Source organism: Streptomyces sp. NPDC022910, assembly GCF_055561075.1.
On record NZ_JBVHHL010000019.1, the window covers coordinates 109590 to 126491 of the forward strand.

The following is a 16902-nucleotide window of genomic DNA, read 5'->3' on the forward strand; positions in this document are numbered from 1 at the left end:
TGAATCAGCAACGCGCGGAAGCGTGCTAGGACGGTGACCAACACTCACGAGGTGTCCTTCAACCCGCCTGCCACAGGAGGCCGTTGTGCTACTGCGCCGTACGTCACGTGCGTCACTCGTCGCGACCGGGCTGTCGGCCCTGGCCGTGCTCGGAATCGGGGGTTGCGACTCCGGTTCGGACGCGAAGCCGGCTACGGCGAAAGGCCCTTCAGTGATCGCGCCGGGCCAGCCAGGGGAGGCGAACCGGACCCTGTCAGCCGAGGAGGCTGCCCGGCAGCGTGCGGAGGACGACTCTCCCAACTCTTCGGACGTCTCCTACGCGCGGATGATGATCGAGCACCACTCCCAGGCCCTGGAAATGACCGAACTCGCCCCGGAACGCGCAGATTCCGTCCAGATCAGACGGCTCGCCGAGCGGATCGCCGCCGCCCAGGGGCCGGAGATCAGAGCCATGAAGGGTTGGCTGGAGACGTATGGCGAGGCGGAGAAGGACAGCGCCCACGAGCACGAGCACGCGGCGATGCCCGGGATGGCGACCGCGGCGCAGTTGAAGCAACTGCGCGCCGCCGAAGGGAAGGCCTTCGACCAGCTCTTCCTCACGCTGATGATCACCCATCACGAGGGGGCGATCACCATGGCCACCGACGTGAAGGCCCAGGGCAACAACATCCGGATCGAGGAGATGGCCGACGACGTGGTCGCCCAGCAGACCAGCGAGATCACGCGAATGCGCAGCATGTTGTAAGGGCAACAGCGCGGTCCCGGCCGAGCGCATTCCGATCTTCAGTTGGCGAGGTCGTTACGGCTTCCGACTGCCGAGTCGTCCACAAGACATGAGCTGTAAGGTTCACAGCAACACGTCGGCGATCAAGGGGGCGGCCATGGCAGATGCCTTGGTGCTGGGCGGGGGCGGTGTCGGGGGGATCGCGTGGATCACCGGTCTGCTGGCAGGGCTGGCGGATGCGGACCAGGACGTAACGGGAGCCGACTTGATCGTGGGCACCTCCGCCGGGTCGACCGTGGCGGCCCAGTTGGGCAGCGGGCTGATCCTGGAGGAGCTGTACGCCCGGCAGGTGGACCCCGCGTTGCAGCCCGAAGAGATCATGGCCGAGATGGACCTCGACCGCTTCGCCGCGGACATCGGCGCGGCGTTGGGCGAAGCCGCCACCGTTGCGGAGATGCGGCGCGCGGTCGGGGAGTTCGCCCTCCGCGCCGCGACCGTTCCTGAGCCGGATCGCCGGGCAGTCATCGAGTCGCGGCTGCCGTCGCACGGATGGCCGGCGCGGGCGCTGAAGATCGTGGCGGTCGACGCCGAGAGCGGCCGTCCGCGCGTGTTCGACAACTCGTCCGGGGTCGGCCTGGTCGACGCCGTCGCCGCAAGCTGTGCGGTCCCTGGAGTCTGGCCGCCCGTGACGATCGACGGGCGCCGGTACGTCGACGGCGGTGTCCGTTCCATGGCCAACGCGGACTACGCCGCCGGTGCGTCCCGCGTGCTGGTGATCGTACCGATGGGAGCCGTCGAGCCGTTCCCCAGCGACAAGCCGCTGGAGCAGGCCGTGGAGGAACTGCGCGCGCAGGGCGCCGAGGTCGCGCTCATCGAGCCGGACGAGGCGTCGCGAGCAGGGATCGGCGCCAATCCGCTGGACCCTGCCACGCGCAGGCCGGCCGCCGAGGCGGGGCGCCTGCAGGGCCGCGGACTGACCATTGAGTGGACCCGCGCCTGAGACACCTGTACGACTCCGTCGTAAGGCTCGGCAAGCCGCATTCCGAGGCCGTCGAGCCCGCAGTCACACCCTCAGCATGGCGCGTGCGAGCCCCCTTGCCGGCTCGGGGAACTCGGCACGGAGGCCCGCATGCCTATCTTCCCTCCAGAGCGAGCGGAGTGCTCTGTCGTGGGCACGTTCCCTACTCCAGGCAGACCAATCACCGGCTTTGGCGGCCACCACGTCTGTGCTGGTCCCCGTCGCGGACCCGCTTGAGCTTCCGCCCCCGTCTCAGGCGGCCGGCCCGCGCGGAGACCGCCTGTTTCCACGCCGGTCTGTTCACGGTCGGTGGAGCGGGAGTCCGTACGAGACCCCGAAGGGGAGGTCCGCAACAGGTACGCGTACACCCGGTCGACGACCGACGCCGTACGGCGCGCTGCGCCAACTCCACACTTCCCGAGAACCTCGGGGCAGGCACAGTAGGGCGGATCCTGCTTCAAGGAGTGCGCGTGTTCCCCTCAGCAAGGGGTGCCTTTGCTTCACCTCTTGACGTGTCTGGTTCAGACCTTTAGGTTCACAGGTCACCAGCGATCCAAGAGTGCGCCCAACGTTCATATTGTTGAACTCTGCTCCACGGCCTCCCCCACCGTCAGCCGCACGCGAAAGGCTGGAATCCCGCATGGCCGAGCCACCCCCCACCTCATCTCCCAACCGATTCGGACCAGTTGCCCGCGCCCGCACGGTACTGCGGTTGCTCGTTCTGCTGGCAGCGCTGCTGGGCCTGGCGGTTCCCCCCGCGCAGACGCCGGCTCGCGCGGCATCCCCGTTCAAGATTCTGGCCCTCTACAACGGCACCTGGGACGCCGCGCACATCAGCTTCGTGCACGAGGCGAACGACTGGTTCCCCGAACAGGCGGCCGCGAACGGCTTCACCTACACCGCGAGCAACGACTGGAACCTCCTCGCCAACGGCGGGGTCAACGGCTTCCACGTGGTGATCTTCCTCGACGACCTGCCGCAGACTGCCGCACAGCGGGCCGGATTCGAGCAGTACATGCGCAACGGCGGGGCCTGGATGGGCTTCCATGTCTCCGCTTTCACCACCGACGCCTCGAGCTGGCCCTGGTACCACAACCAGTTCCTCGGCAGCGGCAACTTCAAGTCCAATACCTGGGGACCGACGACAGCTGTCCTGAAAGTCGAGGACCGCAGCCATCCGTCGACCAGAAACCTGCCGTCCACCTTCACCTCGTCGGTGAGCGAGTGGTACAGCTGGTCCAACGACCTGCGCCAGAACCCGGACATCAAGATCCTGGCCTCCATCGACCCGAGCAGCTTTCCGCTCGGGACCGACCCCGACCAGAGTTGGTACAGCGGCTACTACCCGATCCTCTGGACGAACACCAAGTACAGGATGCTGTACGCCAACTTCGGCCACAACGCGATGGACTACGACACCAACACCACCCTGTCGTCCACCTTTGCCAGCCAGACGCAGAACCGGTTCGTGCTCGACGGGCTCAAGTGGCTCGGCGGAGCCGACGACACCCAGCCGCCCGCTGATCCGATCTCCGAGACCGCCTGGTACACGATGCGGAACGCCGGGAACGGAACCTGCGTCGACGCACGTGCTGCGGCCACCGCGAACGGCACCGTAGTCCAGCAGTACGTCTGCAACAACACCGCGGCGCAGCAGTTCCAGTTCCGCTCCACCGACAGCGGATACGTCCGTATTGCCGCCCGCGGCAACATCCAGCAGGTCGTCGACGTCACCGACCGCTCCCAGGCGGACAACGCCCCGCTGCAGCTGTGGTCCTACGCCGGCGGCCAGAACCAGCAGTGGCAGCCGGTCCAGGAGACGGGCGGGAGATACCACTTCGTCGCCCGCCACAGCGGAAAGTGCCTCAGTGCCGCCGCCACTGCCGGCAACAGCATTCAGCTGACCCAGCGAAGCTGCGACGGCTCCGGCACGCAGAGCTTCCAGCTGGCCGCGCAGTAGGCGCGCTCTGCTCTTCACTCCTCGGGAGGCCCCCCACATGACCCGTTCCAAGTTCCTCGCGGTGACCACCATCGCAGGCCTCGTCGGCACACTGGCAGCCTTCGGCAGCGGCAGCGCGAACGCCGCTGACCCGAAAGTCGCGCCCGGCGGGAACTTCGACCTGTCGATATGGCAGCTCCAGGAGCCGGTGGGCTCCCCCGGATCCCCGACCACCATCCCCTCGTCCCGGCTCCAGGGACCCAACGGCTACCAGGACGCCTACTTCTACACCGACGCCCGAGACGGTGCGATGACCTTCTGGGCACCCGAGAAGGGCGTCACCACGCCCAACTCCAACTACGCCCGTTCGGAACTCCGGGAGATGAACCGCGACGGCAGCGCCGCGAACTGGTCGCTCAGCGGCACCCACCGCCTGAGCGCGACCCTGCGCGTGGTGTCCGTGACGTCCAACGTGTGTGTGGGGCAGATCCACCTCGGCACCGGGGGCTCGTCCACCAAGCCGCTCCTGGAGCTGTACTACCACGCCAACGGCGACATCGTCCTGGGCACCGAGAACTCCCCGTCCGGCGGTCAGACGCCGCACACGGTGGGGCATGTGTCCATCGGCAAGACCTGGAGCTACACCATCGGTGTCTCGGGCGGCAACACCATCGACCTGACCGTCAACGGCGCCACCACCCACTACGCCATCCCCTCCTCCTTCAAGCCGTACAAGCAGTACTTCAAGGCCGGTTCCTACAACCAGTCGTCCTCGGACAGCACGACGAAGGGAGCCCGGGTCGCCTTCTACGGACTGACCGTCTCCCACAGCTGATCCGTCGACCGTACGGGCGGCAGAGACCGGAGCCCGTGCGCTCGTCCTATGACCGGGCTGCCCGCTGCCGGGGGGACAGGCCCACGACCGTCCTGCACGGCGGTCGTGTGTCCGGCCAAGGCGTCTGCCCGTCGGTGAGGACCACGATGACATCGGGTCGGGGCGGCGCTCGGAGCGCCTTGGCGAAGCCCCTGCGCAGATCCGTACCCCCACCGCCCATCAGCGGTATTCCCTCGGCACGGCACGGCACAGCGGGCGCGAGACCCTGGCCGCAGCGTCGCCCGCGCCGGGGGCCGGCGGTCGCGGAGCGCACGGAGACCGGGCTCGCGGACGTCGTCACCCTCCAGCGCCGCGCGGCCGCGACCGTCACCGATGGCGACGCCGACGCGTTCTTCCAGGACACGATAGTGACTCCTCCCTCTCATGAATGAGGGGGCTTCTCGCTATGCCGGTGCGGCTTCGCGACGGACCAGCCCGGCCCGTAGGACATTGACAGCGCCCACCGTGCCCGCGTGCGCGTTGTGGCCGCAGGCTACGCAGTGGAACTTCTCCTGTGCGGGCCGGTTCTCCTTGGCGGTGTGCCCGCATTCGGGGCACCGTCGGGAGGTGTTGCGGGGGTCCACGGCCATCACTTCCCGTCCGGCGCACTCTGCCTTGGCGGTGAGGATCTGGAGGAACACCCCCCATCCGGCATCGTTGATCGACCGGTTCAGCCCGGCCTTCGCCCCGGCCCCGTTGGGCAGGAAGCTGCCCGGCTGGTCGGGGTCCGGCTTCGGGGCCGGGGCCTTGCTCATGTTGCGGATCTTGAGGTCTTCGTGCGCGATGAAGTCGTGTTTGCGTACGAGGTCAAGCGCGGTCTTGTGCGCGTGGTCCAGGCGCTGTCGGCGAACCTTGCGGTGAAGCCGGGCCGCCTTCTCCACGGCCTTGTGACGGCGCTTGGAGCCGCGCTTGCAGCGGCTGAGATGCGTTTCCCTCCCCGGCTGAAGCCGGGGACACCCACGCAAGATCAACGGATGGAGTACCTGTGGGCGCGCTACGTCGCAGGTCTGGCCCCCATCACCCTGCACCGCCAAGTCCAACCCGTCGTCGAGGTATGCGATTTCTATGACCTGCCACCGTGGCAGATCACGCCGCGGCACCTGGATCAGTACTTCGCCGGGGTCGGCAAGCGCGCAACGTCCACGCTGCGCGGCAAGCTGCTGAAGATCGACGGGTACTTCCACTTCCTCGAGCAGCGGTACGCCGGGGAAATCGCCCGGCGCTTCGGCGTGGCTGTCGAGTCGCCGGTCGATCCCTTCAACCGCCCTGTACACCGTGGGACTTCGGGGTGCGGATCCCGCCGTCGAAGACGAACTGCACGCAGCTTTGATCTCCCCAGTGGTGCGGGAAGCTTCGCATTTCCACCCTCATCAGATCCCGGCATGCCTCATCCTCGTCTCGGCTTCGTCGCGCCCCAGCGCATCGAAGTTGTCGAGATGGAACTTCTTGGCGTTGAAGGCGCGCACCCACAGGCCCGCTGCCCAGCACAGCTGCAGTTCGTTGTTGCTCAGCACCCGTCTGCGCGCGGTTTGGTACTCCTCCAGGAAGGCAACCGTCCGTTCGACCGAGGCGCCTGCACCAGTGGGTCCGCCCTCGAACACGGCGGCGGCCTGGCCGATGATCACCACCTCGGGCTCGTAGACCACACTGTCCCAGTCATGGACCGCGAGTGGCCGGACGTCGCGAAACTTCACATTGCGGCCGTCCCAGTCCCCGTGTCCGAACACGCAGGCAGCGTCGCGGACCTCCTGCAGCCGCTCGCGTACGGCCGCGCCGAGCTCGTCGAGCCACGCCGTGTCAGAGCACCGTTCAGCATTGAGGTCGACGTTCCGGTCGTCCGGGACCGGCCAGACGCCATCTTCCTTGTGGTACCAGTGGACCCACGCGGGAGCCGGTCGTAGCAGCGGCTGCGGATCAAAATCCTCTGCGCGGGTCACGAAGTCGGCCAGAAGGCCGGCGAACAGTCGGGGAGCATCGGCGGGCGCGGGATCTCCACCCCCTGGCACAGGAGTCTCAGCGCTGGCGACCTTCCTACCCAGCGGCAACGGACCGGTCAATGGCTCCGGGCATGGGAAACCTGCCTGCCACATCCGGCGTTGCACCCAGGTACAGGCTCGCAGCCGCGCATCGTCGTCGCGGATCTTCAGCACCACCTCGCGGCCGTTCGTCAGCCGGAGGCCGTGGACCACGGACAGATTCCCCGCCGTGAAAGTGCGCTCGGCAACCGGGTGGCCCAGGTGTTCGATGCACCAGTCACTCACTGCTCGATCGTCGGAGTGTTCACGCATGGCTTTCCTTTCCATGGGTCGCTTGGTCCTCCCGTCAAGGGCCGGGATGGTGGCCTGGAGCCGCTGGAAGCGGGTCGGCGCCCTCGCGCCGCAGTGTGCTGATCAACTCGGTGAACTGCTGCGGGCTCAGCCCAGCGAACGGAGCCATCCGGGGCGGCTCCGATGCCGTGACACCCGGGCAGAGCTCAGGGAGTGTCGCTGTCTGCCTCTTGCGGTCGCATGACGTCAAGGTCGTCGCCCCATGCGTCCAGCACCTCGCCGTGTCCGGCCTCTCGGGCCGCCTTCTCGACAAGGGCGAACAGGTGCCGCTGCACGGATACGTCGCCTGTTGCCGAGATACGGTCCACGGCACGGAGCAGCATGTCGGTGTCCCAGCCCGGCAGCGGGTACCGGGCGAGCTCCCACTCCAGGTACTTGTTGTAGGGGCGGGGGCGACGGTTGAGAGCGAAGAGCAACTCAAGCAGGAGCCGCGTGCTGTCGGCCGCGTCGAGGCGGGCGGCCAGAGCCCGGCCGTCCCGGTGGTTCTTGACGGAGCGGTAGAGAGAGTTGGCGTAGGCGTCGAGCCATCCGCCGGAGTTCCGGAACGCCTCCTCGGCATCCAGCCGGGCCCAGTCGGCAAGGATGCGGGCGATGCCTCCGTCGAGCCGGTCGAGCACGATCCGAGCACGGGCGAGGGCATAACGTTCCCAACCAGGCATCCCGGCACCGCAGAACTCGGTGAGAGTGACGATAACGAGGTCGAGTTCGCCGCTGCGGTGACCCGCGAACCGGGTCAGGTCGGTCCTGGCGCCATCGGCAATGACCACGTACAGGTCGTGGTCGGAGTGCGGGGTGGTCATGCCGTCGTGGGCCTGGGAGCCTTTGAGGACGAGGCCGACGACGGCTGAATCAGCGGCAGCGAGCTCGATGAACGCGTCGTAGGTGAGGGGCTGCTGAGCAGTCATGGTGTGGATCTCCGGTGGGGTGATGACGGGTATGCCTGCTGGGGCGACCCCGTTACGAGGCGCCCTGCACCGTCCGCGGCTGCACGTGGCTGCCGCCCGGAAGATCAACGCACGTCTGGACTCTATCGCCCTGCCGGGCGAGGGGGTAGGGCATTGGGAGACGTCAAGATGCCGGTAATGTGACCGACGAGCTCACTTCAGAAGAGCCGCACCCCAAGGTTTTGGACATCCGGCCGACGGTGCAAGACGCGACCGCCCCCTGAGCCGTTACATAGCCAGTTGGAGCATCCCGGCTCAAGACGCATAGCCGCGCATGAGAACCGCTCGTCCAGGCCCTCCTCGATCTGCTCGGCGGAGAGCGCGCCGCTCAGTGCCAGTGCGGTGAGACCTTGGAACGCGGCGGTGAGCGGCACGGCGAGGTTGGGCTGCGAGTTCCCGGCTGTGGGCGCGCGCCACCCGAGCGCAGATTGGAATCGACATCGATACCTGCGGCGGCGCACAGCCCCCGCCCGGTCCCCGGGACGACGCCGGGACGTCGCAGTTTCGATCACGGACGGCGGCACGGCGTACTCACGCACGCGCAACCAGAAGGAAAGGGGGAATCCCCACGCGCGGTCTGAGTGAGCATCAGCACTCACCTGGCGCGGACGGGACCCGCAATCTGCCAACAGAAGGAGTCATCATCGCGGCGGTGGTATCGGTCCTCACTCCGAGGCGCCAGCAATTCCCCGCCGGAGCGCCGATACCGAGCCGACGACAGACCCGTGGGACCGCGAGCTTTGGGCCTTGCTCTTCACGATAGGGAGACGGTCCCACATGCATGCACGGCCCGCTGCGAAAAGAGTTCGATTTCCAGCGACGGACGTCGCCCACCTCACCGTAGAGCAGACGAAGGCCCGACCGTACCGCCACGCACCATCACCCTTCGTCCGACTCACGAAACCACGAGGTACTTGTGGCTCTCCTCTCCGCACTCCGTCTTCACGGTCACCCGCGGCCGCGGGGGCTTGTCGCCGTCGGATCGCTGGCGCTCCTGGCCGGCACCCTGCCGAGCGTGTCGGCGGACGCCGCCACGCCGCCCTCCGGATCGGTCAGCGACACCGTGCCCACGACCACATGGAATGCCGGTCCCTTTGTCGTCCCGAACGTCTCCGGCACTGCCGGGACGGTGAGCTGCGCGAGTCAGCAACTGTGCGACGACTACGCCCTGAAGGTCTCGGTGCCCGCAGGCTACGACGCCGGTCACAGCCTGCGCATCGACGTCAAGTGGCCCGACCCGGCAGCCGACTTCGACCTGTACGTCCTCGACGCGGACGGCCGCGAGGTGGCCGCCTCGGCCTCCAGCAGCGACCCGGAGACCATACTGCTTCCGGCGGTGACGGCGTCGTACACCGTGCGCGTGGTGCCGTTCGCACCGCTCGGCAACAGTTTCAGCGGCACCGCGAGCCTGGTCGCCAACGCGGCCGACCCGCCGCCGAGTACGGCCGTCCCGCCGACGTACGCGAACTCCTCGGCGCCCGACAGCATCAAGGACGCGCACAACGCCGGTGAGCCCTCGATCGGCGTCGACCGCTCGAGCGGCGCCGCGATGTTCCAGGCGTACACCTCGACGCTCAAGGTCACCTACGACAGCGCCGGCGCCGCTACCTGGCAGGACAAGAGCGCGAACGCGGCCAAGGGCTGTCCCCAGGGCAGCACCACCAGCCTCGACCCGATCCTGTTCACCGACCCTGCCACCCACCGCACCTTCGAATCTCAGCTCGCCGGCAAGACCGCCCTGACCTGCTACACGGACGACGACGGCGAGACGTGGACACCGACGGGCGGCTCGGGCATCAACTCCGGTGTGGACCACCAGACCATCGGAGGCGGTCCCTTCGCCCCGGGCGGGCCGGCCGCCCTCACGCCGTACCCCCACGCCGTCTACTACTGCTCCCAGGACATCGCCGACGCCTCCTGCGCGGTCAGCCGGGACGGCGGTCTGACGTACGGGCCCGCCGTTCCGATGTACTCGCTGCTGGACTGCGGCGGCCTGCACGGCCATGTGAAGGTCGCCCCTGACGGCACGGTGTACGTACCCAACAAGGGCTGCGGCGGCCATCAGGCCGTGGCCGTCTCCGAAGACAACGGGCTCACGTGGACCGTCCGCAAAAACCTGTCCAGTGGACCCGGTGACTCCGATCCGAGCGTGGGGGTCGGGGCCGCCGGGACCGTCTACATGGGCTACCAGAACAGCGATGGCGCTGCTCGTATCGCTGTCAGCCACGACAAGGGCAAGACGTGGCTGTACGACCAGAACGTCGGCGCGGCCCTGGGCATCAAGAACATCGTCTTCCCCGCCGTGACCGCAGGCGACGACAACCGCGCCGCCTTCGCCTTCCTGGGCACCACCACCGGCGGCGACTACCAGGACACGAACACCTTCAAGGGCGTCTGGCACCTGTACGTGGCCACCACCTACGACGGCGGCCAGTCCTGGGTCACCGTCGACGCCACCCCAACCGACCCGGTCCAGAAGGGCTCGATCTGCACAGGCGGCACCACCTGCGGCATGGACCGTAATCTCCTGGACTTCAACGACGTCACCATCGATGCCCAGGGCCGCGTGCTCGCCGCCTACGCCGACGGCTGCACCGGCACCTGCGGCACCGGCGGCACCCAGAACTTCGACGCACTGGCCTCCATCGCGCGCCAGTCCTCCGGCTACACGCTGTACGGCGCGTACGACACCCTGGTCGGCAGCAAGCACAGCAAGCCCAAAGGAGGCCAGTAGGTGAGGCGTTCGCCCCTGGCTGCTGTACTGTTCGGCGCCGTCCTCAGCCTGGCGGCCGTCGCCGGATGCTCGGCGACGACCAAGCACGCCGAACCCGCGGCGGAGACACCGTGGGCGGCAGGCCAAGCAACAGATACGTCGGCCGGGAAAACTCCCGGCGCCGCGCCCGGCGGCTGTCCCGTCGCTGCCACACTGCCGCTGCCCAAGGACTTCCCGGCGAACCTGCCGGTGCCCGACGGTGCGGTCGTGACGTCGGTGGAGCACCGCACCCCCGACCGGCTCATCGTTGCCACCGTCGTACGGGGCGGCTTCGACGCCACCCTGGCCTTCTTGCAAAAGCCGCTCCCCAAGGCCGGATACGCCCTGAAGGAGGGCGAGGTGGAGGACGACGACGCCGAGTCGAACTTCTCTTCCGCGACGGTGGAGGGCCGCTGGGCCCTGAGGAAGATCCCCGACTGCGACGGAGGGGTGTACTTGACGTACCTGACGTCCGCCGCCTCCTGAGACTGACCGGACTGAGAACCAGACGGGTCGTGGCCGCGTGGCGCCGGCGGAGCCACCCGCCGGCGTCACAACGACCTGTGAGGCTCCGGCCATGATTGCCGCCTGCGGCAGTCCCGGCCCGGCATGTTCAGATCGCCGGCGAGCTGTGGCGCGGCACCCGAACCTCGAGCCAGGCACGACTGCTCTTTCAGTCAGGCCGCTCGGCGCTCCACGTCTGCGGCCCTCCGTGGTTTCGGCGGTACTCTCCCGGGGGCATTCCGTAGTGTGCCTTGAAGGTCCGGCTGAAGGCCGCGGGGTCGGAGAAACCGGCGTGGGCCGCGATCGAGGCCACGCTCCGGCCGGCCAGACGGGGGTCAGCGAGGTCGGCGCGGCAGCGTTCCAGCCGTTGCTCACGGATGAATTCGCCGACCGTCCTGCTGTCCTCCTGGAACAGGTAGTGCAAGGCCCGCAGCGAGATGTGGTGGGCCGCGGCGACGGCCGCGGGGGTGAGCCCCGGCTCGCCGAGCCGGGCCCGGATGAAGGTCTTGATCTGGTGCAGTTGTGCCACCCGACGCGCCGCTTCGCTCTGCGGCCCGTCAGCGTCGCTCAGGCTCGCCAGGAACGCGGTTGTGAGGTCAGCCACGGCAGATGTCAGCCGAAGGGTCTGACCGGCCTCCAACTGCGGCGCCTGCTCGACGAGCCCGCGGAGCAACTGGCTCAGCAGGGCACCGAAGCCGGTCCTGGACGGCAGCGCCGTAGCCACCAGCCCACGCAGCGCCTGCTCCGGAACGGGCACCGTGTGCCGGGGCAGGTGGAGCACGATGGACTGGGCCACGTCGTCGGTGGCGATCGACGCCCAGTACGGCTGAGAGGTGTCGTAGAGCACCAGGTCACCGGGGACCGGATCGACGTGGTTGCGGCCCTGCTCCCTCTGCATGGCTCCGCTGACCACCAGGGCCAGTACCCACAGTTCGGGGTCGGAACGCCGGATGAGGCGTCGCGTACGTATCGACTGCATGGCAGGGAACGTGACGCTGGAGACACCGATTCCGTCGCCCAGCGACAACAGTGTCGCCGAGGCGGAAAAATCCGAGGCGTGCTCGGTGACGATGTCGTGGGGTGCCATGTCACGGGCCACCAGTTCGCGGAACCAGCTGAACCGCTCGGCTGCCGGCAGGTCCCGGCTACGAAGCGTCATCACCTTTTGGTCCACCCAGCCTTGGCAGCCGCCGCAGTAGGACGGCGAGGCGCCGCTTCCGCCCCTCGTGCATGGTCTTGCACCGCGAAGGGCCTGGGAAAGCGCGTTATGCGTCAAGAACCCGTGCCGAGTTCGGTCACGAGCAATCCCGTATGTCGTGCGCGGAACGTCAATGGTTGCTGCACTGGCCATCAATGACCTGCGGAGTTCCGGGCGGTGAGGATGAGATCCGCAGACCACGGACGACGATCGTGGTACGGGGCGGCCGCGGGCCGCCAGGCGGAGCCCGGGGATTCTGGGGGAAGCGGTCCCCGGGCTCCGTCTGGCCCAGACCTGCCTGGCCGGACGGGGCTCACTACCACCGTTGCGGCGGCGTTCCGTCTACCGATCACCGGCGCGCCAGCCGGACGTGCATGTGCGATTGGCGTGAACCTGCCGTTGGACGCGTCGTCCGGTGATCTTCATCGACGCCCGGGGAGTCTCGGGCCTGCCGCTGACGAGTACACGGACTCCCCTTCACCCCGACACGGGTGCTGTCGCCTCCCGCACCGTGCTCGAGCGGCCCATCCAGACCTTCTGCGCAGGAGCCATGTGACTGATGCAGCCGACAGAGCCACTCGTGCATGCAGTCGGCGCAGTCGGCTGGTCTGCGTCGGTGTGTTGCCGGGGTGGTTCAGCGGCAGGTGAGGAGCCCGGCGTTGAGCTTGGCGTTGAGTACACGGCGGACGCTTGTGTTGACTTTGGTCTGGAAGGCGGGGTCTTGCTGCATGCGGGTCCGGACGGCCTGTGCCATGGCCGGTACGGTGCTCGGCTGTACCGTCAGGATCATGTCCCCGCCCGCCGCGAGGAAGTTCACCGCCCGCTGGGCCGGGGTGAAGGACCGCACCGCGACGGCGTTTCCGAGGTCGTCGGAGATGACCACGCCCTTGAAGCCGAGCTGCGTGCGCAGCAGTTGGTTGATGACCGTCGGGGAGAAAGCCGCCAGGTGTTTTGAGTCGATCTTGGTGTAGGTGGCCAGCGAGACCATCACGAACGGGGAACCGGCCCGGATCCCGCTCCGGAAGGGCGTAAGACTCGAGCTGTTGGCGGTCGTCACCGAGTCCACGACGTTGGCGGTGGTGTCGGTGTTGCCGATGACCTGGCCCAGTCCGGGAAAGTGCTTGAGGGTGGTCATCACGCCGGACTGCGCGAAACCGGCGGCGAAGGCGTTGCTGTGGGAGGCGACGGTGTCGGCGGTGTGGCCGTACTCCCGGAAGTAGGAGCCGATGGGGATGTTCCGGGTGCCCAGGCTTACCGGGACCACGTCGGCGACCGGGGCCAGGTTGAGATTGAGGCCGGCGGCCTTGAGCTGTTTGGCCCAGCCGGCGGCCCGCGTGCGCAGCGTGGTGGTCGACCAGCTGCCCTGGGTCAGGCCGTTGGGTATGGTCGAGAAGCCCGGGCCGCTGAGCACCTGCACCCGACCCCCTTCCTGGTCGGTGGCGACCAGCAACCCGACCCGCTGGCCGGCGACTTGGTCTGCTTGGCCGCGTATGCCGTCGACCAGCTTTCTGGTCGCCGTCACACCGGCGCTGCTGCGGCCGGTCAGCATGATGGAGCCCACGTGGTTGTCGCGCAGCGTGCGCAGCTGGGCCTGGTTGGGGCCGGAGGCGGCGACTCCGCCCATGAAGAGCTGCCCGACCCGTTGTGCCGGGGTCATGCCGGAGAAGTACCGGTCGGTGCAAGTGACAGCGGCGGGTGTCGGAGGGGCTGCGCTGGTGGCGGGCAGACGGGAGTCGCCGGTGCTTGCGTGCGCGACGGGTTCGCCGCAGGCGGCTGCGGCCAGTACCAGGGTGACCAACGGGGCCGCGGTGCGAAGGGTTGCCGAGCGGCGGCCCCTGGGCCGCCGGACATGTGCCGTCATGGATTTTCCTCCTGCCCTTGAAGCTTCCCGAACCGCCTGGAGCGCGGCTTTGACAGCCGCTTCCGTCATGGCGAGCTGGGTCCACTGTGTCCCTCACACGCTACGTTAAGGAGCTTTTGCCTGACTCTTCGTGATGGTGGTGATCACGGCCTGGACGGGCTGGGCGCAGGGCGGCTTCCCTGGCGGTGGCAGTGGGGCAGCAGCATGACCATGGCGGTCCTTGGCAGCCGTGGGCGGCGTGCAGAGCCGTACTTCGTGGGGGTTACTCAAGGGTTCGCTGGGCCGGTCGAGTGAGGCGGCGGCCCGATCGCCCGCCGAGCCGCCGCGAGTCGGTCTTCGGAGCGGTGCCGGGCCAGTTGATTGCTCCGTCCGGGGGCCGCGCGGGCGTTGTCCGGATGTCTGCGCCGGAGGGCGAGCCTGCCGCGCCGGCACCGTTGCACCACCCCGCGCGCCGAGCGGACCTCGCTCGTCGTCTACGACGACCTGGACGCATACGAGTGCTGTATCCCGCGGCCTGGGTTGGCCGCCGACGGCCAGGACCGCCGCCGCGCCGGCGATGATCCTGAGGGGCAGGCTTCCGGTTCTCCGCGTGCCGGGTGTCCGACCAGCGGACCCCGCTCCCATCGTGCGGTCCTGTGAGTGAGGATGGGACGGCAAGCAGGGCAAAGGTTCGAGTCGGGAGCGCAGGGCATGAGCACAGTCGTTGTCACGGGGGCCACCGGGAAGACGGGCCGGGTCGTGGTCGCGGATCTGGTGGAGCACGGGTATGAGGTGCAGGCCGTGGATGTTGCGGTCGGGCCGGCCGAGCGGGCATGGGCGAGCGGACTCGGCGTGCCGCTGCTGCGTGCCGACCTCACTGACTACGGTCAGGCCGTGGACGCCCTGAGCGGAGCCGGAAGCGTCGTACACCTGGCCAACATCCCAGCCCCTGGCCTCCATCCGGCCGCCCACACCCTCACCACCAACACGGCGATGAACGACAACGTCTTCCTCGCCGCCGCGCACAACAAACTGGGCCGTGTCGTGTGGGCGTCCAGCGAGACCACCCTCGGCCTGCCCTTCGATGTTCCGCCCCGCTACGCCCCCGTGGACGAGGACCACTACCCCTACCCCACCTCCACCTACGCCCTGTCCAAGGTCCTGGGCGAGACCGCGGCCGAGCAGATCTCCGGCTGGTCGGGCATACCCTTCGTGGCCCTGCGCCTGTCCAACGTCCACCTGGTCGAGGACTACGCGCTGGTGCCCGGGTACTGGTCGGTCCCGCATGCGCGCAAGTGGAACCTGTGGGGTTACGTGGACGCGCGCGATGCGGCGCAGGCGTGCCGGCTCGGGTTGACAGCCCCCGTCACGGGCGCGACCAGCTATGTCATCGCCGCGGCCGACACGATCATGAATCGTCCCTCCGCGGAACTCCTCGCCGAGGTCTTCCCCGACGTGAGCCTGACCCGGGAAATCGGCACGTACGAGACGCTGCTCAGCGTGCAGCGGGCCCGTGAGGTACTGGGGTACGAGCCGCGGCACTCGTGGCGGGACACCGTGGACCACTGAGGCAGTCCGGGACCGCCCCGGCCGGGAGGCCGGGGCGGGGCCCGTCGCGCCGCGTGCGCCAGGCGTGGACGAGCCGGCGGCCGACCGGGGTGCGGGCCGACGGGGTCAGCGGGTCGCCCACGCCTCCACCGCGGTCGTCACCGGCGCACCCGTGCGCGCCGACTCCTCGATCGCCAGCGCGAGCAGATGGTCCTGGCAGCCCTCGGCCAGCGGATAGGGTTCCGGCCCGGCGTCCCGCACCCATGCGCCGGTACGGCACAGCAGGTCCACCACGGCGAGGTCGTCCTCGGACAGGCTCGCCCCCAGATAGTCGTTGCGCCACACCACCCGTCCGTCGAAGGAAATGTGGTGCACTTCCGCCCCTTCCAGGTTGAGGTCCGTGCCGGTGCGGCGCCGCATCAACGGGGACTCGACGGGCGTGCGCGGATCGGCCATCCGTACCACCGTGTCGTCCACGATCTCGCCGAGTGAACCGCGCACCACGATCCGGCGGGCGCGCAGCGGATTCCACCACTGGTTGTCCGTGAAGTCGTACAGGCCTGTGCGGGCGCCGCCGAAGTCCAGGAAAGCGAGGGTGGTGACGGTGTCCTTGGGTGTGAGGTCGTTCGACCAACCGCGGGGGGAGAGCGGGTCGGCGAGCGGGGCCGTGAAGGCTCGGGCCGTCACCGTCGTGGACTCCATACCGACGCCGAGGGTGTGCCGGATCAGTGACATCGCGTGGTACATGTGCGTCGAGGACACCTGGACGGAGGTGACCTCGCCGATGGTCCCCTCCCGTGCGAGCGCGATACGAGCGGCGTGGCCGGGCATCAGTGTGTACTGCTCGGCGACCTGGACGAGTTGGCCGCCGCCGGGTCGCGTCGCGCCGCCCACGGCGGCCCACAGTTCCCGCAGTCCGTCGGCGTCGGGTGCCGGCGGTGTTTCCGCCAGGACCGGTACCTCGTGCTCGACGAGTTCCCGTACGACCTGGGGGGTAACCTGCCAGGGCACCGACGCGATCACGAACTCCGGCTCGGTGCGGCACAGCTCGTCGACCCTTCGGAGGGCGGGCACCCCCCACTCGGCCTCCACCTGCGCACCGCGTACGGCCGAGCGTGTCACGACGCCGGTCACCGCCAGTCGTTCGGGCAGCGCCCTGGCCAGGCGGGTGAAGAATTCGGCCCGCCAGCCACTGCCCACGATGCCGAGACGTATGGGTGCTGCGCTCATGTGA

12 protein-coding genes and 4 pseudogenes are annotated in these 16902 nt (G+C 68.6%); 8 read left to right on the forward strand and 8 right to left on the reverse strand.

Translation table 11 applies throughout. The annotated features are described in order from the left end of the window. Positions 1-85: 85 nt before the first annotated feature. The 4 genes from ACZ3TS_RS20075 to ACZ3TS_RS20090 all read left to right on the forward strand — a co-directional run bounded on the left by ACZ3TS_RS20075 (position 86) and on the right by ACZ3TS_RS20090 (position 4516). The gene (locus ACZ3TS_RS20075; protein WP_467619612.1) at positions 86-745 is read left to right on the forward strand and encodes a DUF305 domain-containing protein; all 660 of its coding nucleotides are present in this window, start codon (positions 86-88) and stop codon (positions 743-745) included. A gap of 136 nt (positions 746-881) precedes the next feature. Further along, positions 882-1724 carry a patatin-like phospholipase family protein gene (locus tag ACZ3TS_RS20080; protein ID WP_467619615.1) on the forward strand — a complete coding sequence of 281 codons (843 nt, stop codon included), beginning with the start codon at positions 882-884 and terminating at the stop codon, positions 1722-1724. A 658-nt stretch (positions 1725-2382) separates the two neighbouring features. Then, positions 2383-3702 carry a ThuA domain-containing protein gene (locus tag ACZ3TS_RS20085; RefSeq protein ID WP_467619618.1) on the forward strand — a complete coding sequence of 440 codons (1320 nt, stop codon included), beginning with the start codon at positions 2383-2385 and terminating at the stop codon, positions 3700-3702. Between the two features lie 37 nt (positions 3703-3739). Then, positions 3740-4516: a polysaccharide lyase family 7 protein gene (locus tag ACZ3TS_RS20090; protein ID WP_467619620.1), complete on the forward strand. Its 777-nt coding sequence runs from the start codon at positions 3740-3742 to the stop codon at positions 4514-4516. A 49-nt stretch (positions 4517-4565) separates the two neighbouring features. Here the strand turns inward: ACZ3TS_RS20090 and ACZ3TS_RS20095 are convergent. Both ACZ3TS_RS20095 and ACZ3TS_RS20100 read right to left on the reverse strand, forming a co-directional pair. Beyond that, positions 4566-4760, reverse strand: a pseudogene (locus tag ACZ3TS_RS20095) (VWA-like domain-containing protein); the annotation flags it as partial. A 199-nt stretch (positions 4761-4959) separates the two neighbouring features. Next, positions 4960-5472, reverse strand: a pseudogene (locus ACZ3TS_RS20100) (RNA-guided endonuclease InsQ/TnpB family protein); the annotation flags it as partial. A gap of 6 nt (positions 5473-5478) precedes the next feature. On the opposite strand from ACZ3TS_RS20100, the pseudogene ACZ3TS_RS20105 reads away from it, so the two are divergent. Then, positions 5479-5867: pseudogene (locus ACZ3TS_RS20105) on the forward strand (hypothetical protein); the annotation flags it as partial. 58 nt (positions 5868-5925) lie between these two features. Here ACZ3TS_RS20105 and ACZ3TS_RS20110 read toward each other — a convergent pair. The 3 genes and pseudogenes from ACZ3TS_RS20110 to ACZ3TS_RS20120 all read right to left on the reverse strand — a co-directional run. Then, positions 5926-6843, reverse strand: a complete 918-nt coding sequence (locus tag ACZ3TS_RS20110; RefSeq protein ID WP_467619623.1) for an aminoglycoside phosphotransferase/kinase family protein — start codon at positions 6841-6843, stop codon at positions 5926-5928. 185 nt (positions 6844-7028) lie between these two features. Beyond that, positions 7029-7787: a hypothetical protein gene (locus ACZ3TS_RS20115; protein ID WP_467619625.1), complete on the reverse strand. Its 759-nt coding sequence runs from the start codon at positions 7785-7787 to the stop codon at positions 7029-7031. Between the two features lie 390 nt (positions 7788-8177). Continuing rightward, positions 8178-8415, reverse strand: a pseudogene (locus ACZ3TS_RS20120) (hypothetical protein); the annotation flags it as partial. Between the two features lie 426 nt (positions 8416-8841). On the opposite strand from ACZ3TS_RS20120, the gene ACZ3TS_RS20125 reads away from it, so the two are divergent. Then, positions 8842-10560 carry a hypothetical protein gene (locus tag ACZ3TS_RS20125; protein ID WP_467619628.1) on the forward strand — a complete coding sequence of 573 codons (1719 nt, stop codon included), beginning with the start codon at positions 8842-8844 and terminating at the stop codon, positions 10558-10560. Continuing rightward, on the forward strand, positions 10561-11064 hold the full coding sequence (locus ACZ3TS_RS20130) for a hypothetical protein (RefSeq protein ID WP_467619631.1): 504 nt from the start codon (positions 10561-10563) through the stop codon (positions 11062-11064). It abuts the gene before it with no gap. Between the two features lie 187 nt (positions 11065-11251). Here ACZ3TS_RS20130 and ACZ3TS_RS20135 read toward each other — a convergent pair whose 3' ends face one another. After that, complete coding sequence (locus tag ACZ3TS_RS20135; protein ID WP_467619633.1) at positions 11252-12241, reverse strand: helix-turn-helix domain-containing protein; 990 nt, start codon at positions 12239-12241, stop codon at positions 11252-11254. Positions 12242-12914: 673 nt separating this feature from the next. Further along, positions 12915-14141, reverse strand: a complete 1227-nt coding sequence (locus ACZ3TS_RS20140; protein ID WP_467619636.1) for a glycoside hydrolase family 3 N-terminal domain-containing protein — start codon at positions 14139-14141, stop codon at positions 12915-12917. Between the two features lie 690 nt (positions 14142-14831). Here ACZ3TS_RS20140 and ACZ3TS_RS20145 point away from each other — a divergent pair. Continuing rightward, on the forward strand, positions 14832-15689 hold the full coding sequence (locus ACZ3TS_RS20145; RefSeq protein ID WP_467619638.1) for an NAD-dependent epimerase/dehydratase family protein: 858 nt from the start codon (positions 14832-14834) through the stop codon (positions 15687-15689). 105 nt (positions 15690-15794) lie between these two features. Here the strand turns inward: ACZ3TS_RS20145 and ACZ3TS_RS20150 are convergent, their stop codons facing one another. Beyond that, positions 15795-16898 (reverse strand): Gfo/Idh/MocA family protein, encoded by a 1104-nt coding sequence (locus tag ACZ3TS_RS20150; RefSeq protein ID WP_467619640.1) that lies wholly within the window; start codon positions 16896-16898, stop codon positions 15795-15797. Positions 16899-16902 lie beyond the last annotated feature (4 nt).